General features: G+C 50.0%; 4 protein-coding genes. 1 reads left to right on the top strand and 3 read right to left on the bottom strand.

The features are described 5' to 3' along the window. The 3 genes from ACI32D_RS00600 to treR form a co-directional block, all read right to left on the bottom strand. A partial coding sequence (locus ACI32D_RS00600; RefSeq protein ID WP_439774744.1) for a YSIRK-type signal peptide-containing protein occupies nucleotides 1–1499 on the bottom strand: 1499 nt, incomplete at its 3' end. Between the two features lie 290 nt (nucleotides 1500–1789). Further along, a complete protein-coding gene (gene treC, locus ACI32D_RS00595; RefSeq protein WP_439774743.1) occupies nucleotides 1790–3445 on the bottom strand; it encodes an alpha,alpha-phosphotrehalase in 1656 nt (551 codons plus the stop codon). A 9-nt stretch (nucleotides 3446–3454) separates the two neighbouring features. Further along, nucleotides 3455–4162, bottom strand: a complete 708-nt coding sequence (gene treR, locus ACI32D_RS00590) for a trehalose operon repressor (protein WP_439774742.1) — start codon at nucleotides 4160–4162, stop codon at nucleotides 3455–3457. Nucleotides 4163–4373: 211 nt separating this feature from the next. On the opposite strand from treR, the gene ACI32D_RS00585 reads away from it, so the two are divergent. Further along, nucleotides 4374–6239 carry a beta-glucoside-specific PTS transporter subunit IIABC gene (locus ACI32D_RS00585; RefSeq protein ID WP_439774741.1) on the top strand — a complete coding sequence of 622 codons (1866 nt, stop codon included), beginning with the start codon at nucleotides 4374–4376 and terminating at the stop codon, nucleotides 6237–6239. Nucleotides 6240–6301: the final 62 nt, after the last annotated feature.

The following is a 6301-nucleotide window of genomic DNA, read 5'->3' as shown; positions in this document are numbered from 1 at the left end:
ATATAATGAGCTTGAATATCTTCCGGAAGCTCGCTTAACTTCTGGTCTTCGCCAATTCTGACGGTTTGCCCCGCGCTATTAGTGTAGCTGACTAAATCGTCAGGCACTGCAAAAACTTTAAGCGTCGAGTAAAGCGGGATCTGCATCTTGTCAAAATATGATCTGAAGTCCGCGTTTTCCAAACTGGTCTTAGGGTAGTTGAAGTAGTATCCCCACTGGTAGACAGTGTTGTTGGCAACCGCGCTGTCGATAAACTGCTTCACATCGCCGTCGCTGTTGGCCTTCAGCAAGTCCAATTCATGCTCAAGCGAAATATCAGTGGAGTCGCCATCGCTCGCGCCGGGATTATATCTCATTTCATCGGTCAGAGATCTTTCTTCCATGGAAAAACCGTAGAGGATCTCATCGCTTTGGACAAAATCCTTGGCCGGCGTAATCTTGGCGTACAGAACCGGGCCGCTAGTTGTTGAAGAAACTGCTGTGCCGTCGCTAGTAGTAATCACCGGCGTTAAACTGCTGTCTTTTCCTTCGTCACTTAAGCTGGGATTGATTGCCCGGTTGGCTTGGACAGGAATGTAAAAATCCGCGCTAGTAGCGTTGGTGTTTTCAGCCCGGCTTAAAGTGAGGGTGCCGTCACCGTTATTAATTAAGTTCCAAACCGGCTTGCTCTGTTCAAGCAGGGTGGTAGTGCCCGCGTTATAGGAAATGACAAAATCCTTGCTGCTGTTTCTTAAGCCGCCCGCGTTGTCAAAAGAAATCGTAAGCGGGGTGGTATTCTCCGCTAAGCCAGAAATGTTGAAGCGCAGATAGATGTTTTGATTGCCTGGCGTCAAATTCTCAGGCTTGTCCGGGGAACTTTCGATTTTGCCAGCAGGATTGGCACTTTTGGCATTTTCCGCGCTGTCGTAGACAGTGATGTTGTAGTTGACATTGCTTTGCTTACTTTCCTGGGCTTCAGTGTTATTTTGGGAAGTGCTTGCTTCGTTTTCCGGGATGCTGCTTTCAGCGGCTGCTGCGCTTTCTTTTGCTGGTTCAGCAGTCTCCTTGTCTGCTGTTTCTGTTGAAGCAGTTTGATTGCTTGTTACGTCTGCTTGCTTTTGCTCAGCAGCAGCAGTAGCAGTCTCTTCCCTAGTAGATTCGCTGCTTGTATTTTCTGCAGTTGCCGTGTCTGTGACGGTAGATTCGTTACTAGTACTCTCTGCAGCCGCATTTTCCGCAGTAGTAGTCTCTTCCGCGGCAGCAGTAGCTGTCTCACTGCTAGTATTCTCTGCAGCTGCAGTACTAGAGCTTGTATCTGCCGAGCTGCTGTCACTCGCACTGCTTTGCTGCACGACAGTTTCAGTTGCTTGATCGTCAGCCGCGTGCACCAGTTGCCCGTTACTTACGAAAAAGCTGGTTCCTAACGCAACTGCCGCCAGGCCAAGCGATAATTTACGAAAGCCAAACTTTTCTTTCCCATTTAATTTGGCGTTGAAGTAGGGATCGTGTTTATGGCTCATGATTATCAGTCCTCTATGATTTTATACTAAAACAACTATATATTTATGTAAAAATTTTTATGTATCATTAAAAAACGATACATGCTTAGAAAATTACACTCAATTGGCTATAAGAAAAGGACTTCCTCTACTTATAATCTAAACGAACAATATGAAAGTAAGTCCTTATAAATAATTTTAGCAAAAAATCGCATTAATGGACGATCAAATACGAAAAAATGATGAATAGTAAGCGAAATGCCCTGCAAGCAACCGGTTTTCGGTCTAAATCTTGCAAGGCATTTTCATATTTATTGAATCTTAAAGGCTAAGGTTTCGTATGGCCGCAGGCTCAATTCAGCTGGCAGCTGGCTGAGCTCTCTTTGATAGTTGTCCAAAAGAACCTGCCCGCTTTCCCGCAGGTCGCTTGGCACGGACACAATGGTTTCTTTTCCGTAGAAGTTGTTGAAGACAACTAACTTTTCTCCGTCCAGTTCTCTGACGTAAGCAAAAACTTGCTGGTCATCCGGCAGAATTTCCCGGAAGCCGCCGGCGGAAATCACGTCCTCTTGCTTTCTCAAAGCGATCAGCTTCTGGTAGAAGGCGAAAACTTCCCCCTCAGCCAGTTCCTTTTCGACATTGATTTCGTCTTGGTGGGTTGGCATAAGCCACGGCTTAACCTGGCTGAAGCCAGCGTACTTGCTGGCATCCCAGTGCATCGGCACCCGGGAGTTGTCTCTGGACTTGGCCTTGATGATTGCAAAAGCCTCATCTTCGCTCATGCCCTTGTCCAGCAATTCTTGGTAGGCGTTCTTGCATTCCACGTCCACGTACTCGTCCATTGACTGGTAGTCCGGGTCAACCATTCCCAGTTCATCACCTTGGTAGATGAATGGCGTTCCCCGCAAAAAGTGAGTCGTCGCCGCCAGCATTTCCGCTGACTTTTCCCGGTAGTGGACCGGATCGCCAAAGCGGTTCAAGGCCCAAGGCTGGTCGTGGTTGTTCCAGAAGACCGCGTTCCAGCCGCCGCCTGCCGTCATCCCTGTCTGCCAGGAGCTGAGCAGGCCCTTCAGCTTCATGAAGTCAAAAGGCATCTTGGTCCACTTTTCCCCGTCCTTATAGTCGACCTTCAAGTGGTGGAAGGTGAAGACCATGGACAGTTCCTTTTCCTTAGGGTTGGTGTAGCGGACACTATTGGGGATGGTGGTTGAAGACATTTCCCCAACTGTGATTGAGTCCTCATCTTGGCCAAAAGTCGTCCGGTTCAGTTCCTTCAAGTAGTCGTGAACCACCGGCGTGTCGGTGTAGAGGGTCTTTTCTTCAGTTGGGTCAGTAGAGTCGACCAGGTCCTCGCTCTTGCCAGTCACGTTGATGACGTCGAAGCGGAAGCCCCGGACGCCCTTTCCCCGCCAGAAGTTGACCACGTCTTCCAGTTCTTTTCTGACTTCCGGGTTGTGCCAGTCCAGATCGGCCTGGGTTGGGTCATAGAGGTGGAGGTAGTAGAGGTCAGTGTCGCCGAACTTGGACCAGGCCGGGCCGCCGAACTTGGACTGCCAGTTGTTTGGCAAACCGCCGTCAGGCTTGCCAGGCCGCAGGTAGAAGAATTTCTGGTATTTTTCATCCCCGGCCAGGGCCTTTTTAAACCATTCATGTTCAGTTGAGCAGTGGTTCAAGACCATGTCCAGCATCACGCCAACGCCGATGTCCGCCAGTTTGGCCTGCAGCTCTTCAAAGTCAGCCATGGTACCAAAAAGGGGATCTATCTCCCTATAGTTGGCGATGTCATAGCCGTTGTCGTTTTGCGGGGAAACATAGAAGGGGTTGAACCAGATCATGTCCACATTCAGCTTCTTGATATAGTCGATCTTCTCGATAATGCCCCGAAGATCCCCGATTCCGTCGCCGTTAGCGTCGTAGAAGGACTTTGGGTAGATCTGGTAGATGACTTTTTGGCCTAAATTTTGCATATTTTTCTCCTATATTTTGCTGCGGCGAGCAAAGTCAATAAATCTGAAACGATTGGGATTGTGGTAAGAGGCGGTCAGTTGGAAGAGGGAGGTGTCCTCTAAGTAGACCATGCTCTTAACTAAAACGGCTTTTCGGTCGGAGTCCAGCTCCAGCATCTTGGCTAATTCCTCACTCACGGTCTGCACGCTTACGTCTTTAACCGCGTAGGAAATCTTCAGACCCAGCTCATTTTCAAAGTAGTCATATAAGGAATGTTCCGCCACGGATGGGCTGATTTCCTTGACGTATTTGGTGGAGATGTAGTCCACGTCCAAAACGTCCGGCTCACCGTCAATGATTCTGAGCCGCTTGACCTTGATAAAAGGCTCTGTGTTGTCGCAGCTGAAGTCGTCGGGAACTTCTTTTACTTCTTTGATTTCCAAAAGCTTGGTCTGAGCTTTCAGCCCCAGGGATTGGTTCAGCTCGTTAAAAGTCGTGATCCTGGAAATAGGAAAACTTAAACGGGAAAAGTCGAGGACGATTGAGCCCTTGCCCTTGATCTTCTGGATTAATCCCAGGCTGGTTAAGTCTTCCAGGGATTTTCTGACCGTGTTCCGGGATGCCCCGTAGAGGTTGGCCAGTTCGTTTTCGCTGGGCAAAAAGCACTTGGGCGGGTAGATCCCGTGCCTGATCTTGCCGGCCAGGTCTTGGGTAATCATATCTTGCTTGGCAGTCATTTTCTTGCCTCCAAATTCTTTTATGCCCTCATTATAGCCGGGCAGGCAGATTTTTTCAACATGTATGGACAAGATAAATTGAAAACAGAAACCGGAAACAATGCTGATGGAAAAAGACTTTAAAATAGCTATTGACAACTTGTATGCACAAGCGTAAGATGGAGACAGTTAAGAGAAAGCGGTTACCCCGCTAAGTTTTTGGAGAATGAATATGGCAAAGAAAGATTACAGCGGCCTGGCGAAGACGATCATCGCCAATGTAGGCGGCAAGGAGAACATCAACAGCTTGATTCACTGCATCACGCGTCTGCGTTTCTACCTTAAGGACGAAAGCAAGGCCAACGATGAAGTGTTAAAGGAAACCGACGGCGTTATCGACGTAATGCACGCTTCCGGCCAGTACCAAGTGGTCATCGGCAACGCGGTTACCCAGGTTTACGACGCCGTGATGGCGGAACTGGGCGGCTTGCCGGAAGGCGGCGAAGCAGCTGAAACTAAGGAAGACGACGGCAAGAACCCGGTTTCCAGAGCTTTTGGCAACTTGATCGGCTTCATCACCGGTTCCATGAGTCCGGTAGTTGGCGTTATCGCTGCTTCCGGTATCATCAAGGGGATCCTGGCCCTGTTGACTTTGCCGCAATTGGGGGCACTTTTGAACGCTAAGAGCACGGCTTACATCACGGTCAGTGCCATGGCGGACTCAGCCTTCTACTTCCTGCCAATCCTGGTTGGCTTCGCCGCTGCTAAAAAGTTGAACGGCGACCCGATCGTGGCCGCGGTAATCGGCGGGGTCCTGACTTACCCGCAGCTGGTTACTTGGGGCGGGCAGTACAAGACCATGTTCAGCATTGGGGGCTTTAACTTCCAGTTCCTAAACTACACCTACTCAATCTTCCCGATGATCCTGGCCGCCTGGCTGGCTAAGAAACTGGAAGACTGGCTGAAGGACCACCTGCCGGACTACCTGCAGATGATCTTCACGCCATTGATCACCATCTTGCTGGTTTCAGCAGTGACCTTGATGGTTACCGGTCCGGTGATTCAAGGCGTAGCCAACGGGATCGCGGACTTGATCAACTGGGTTGTTTCAGCATCTGGTTGGATCGGCGGCCTCTTGATCGGTGCCTTCTACCAAGTTCTGGTTATCTTCGGTCTGCACTGGGGTGTTGTACCGCTGGTTGCCCAGCAGATTGCCCAAAGCGGCCAGAGTTCATTGAACGCGATTATTTCTGTTACCATGGTTTCCCAAGGTGCGGCAGTTTTGGCTGTAGCCTTGAAGACCAAGAAGAAGGGGACCAAGACTTTGGGTATCTCCGCGGCTGTCTCAGCCTTCTGCGGGGTTACTGAACCAGCTATTTACGGGATCAACCTTCGCTTTAAGAAGGTCTTCATCTCAGGTTTGATCGGGTCAGCAGTCGGTGGTTTGATTACTGGCTTGATGCACGGGACCATGTACGGCTTTACTGGTTCTTTGATCGGTTTCTCATCCTTCTTCAACCCGAAGAATCCAAGCGACTTGACCAGTTTTTATGCCTTCCTTCTGTCCAGCGCGGCAGCTTTGGTAATTTCCTTCATCGTGGCCTGGGTTTGGGGCTACAATGATGAAATGGTTGCCGGTAAGAAAGTTGAAAAGAAGCAACGGCCAGGCAGTGAAGCTAAGCCAAAGAGCGAAACTTTGACTGCTCCGGTAGCTGGCAAGGTGATTGCCCTGTCAAGCGTCAACGACCCAGTTTTTTCAACTGGTGCCATGGGCGAAGGGTTTGCGGTAGTGCCAACTGAGGGCGTGGTTAAGGCTCCGGTTGACGGTGAAGTAGCAGCCTTGTTTGAAACTGGCCACGCGATTGGCTTGAAGACTACGGCCGGCGCGGAAGTGCTGATCCACATCGGGATCGACACGGTTATGCTTAAGGGCAAGGGCTTTAACGTCAAGGTTGCACAAGGTGACCTGGTTAAGGCCGGGCAGACTCTGATCGAGTTTGACCTGGACGGCATCAAGGAAGCCGGCTACGACCCAACGGTCATGACGGTAGTCACTGACAAGCACGGCGTGGACGTTAAGCTGCCAAGCGTTGAATAATTTGCAGAGAAAAAAGACGTCATCCCTCGATTTGGGGATGGCGCCTTTTGCGCTTATTTAGC

This window comes from Lactobacillus sp. (genome assembly GCF_051873315.1).
In the GTDB taxonomy this organism is placed as follows: Bacteria; Bacillota; Bacilli; order Lactobacillales; family Lactobacillaceae; genus Lactobacillus.
This window is presented reverse-complemented; position numbering and strand designations above follow the sequence as displayed.

What these genes read in the sequence shown, in the direction of transcription:
- treC (WP_439774743.1), bottom strand. Translation starts at nt 3,445, where the DNA reads ATGCAAAATTTAGGCCAAAAAGTCATCTACCAGATCTACCCAAAGTCC.
- treR (WP_439774742.1), bottom strand. Translation starts at nt 4,162, where the DNA reads ATGACTGCCAAGCAAGATATGATTACCCAAGACCTGGCCGGCAAGATC.
- ACI32D_RS00585 (WP_439774741.1), top strand. Translation starts at nt 4,374, where the DNA reads ATGGCAAAGAAAGATTACAGCGGCCTGGCGAAGACGATCATCGCCAAT.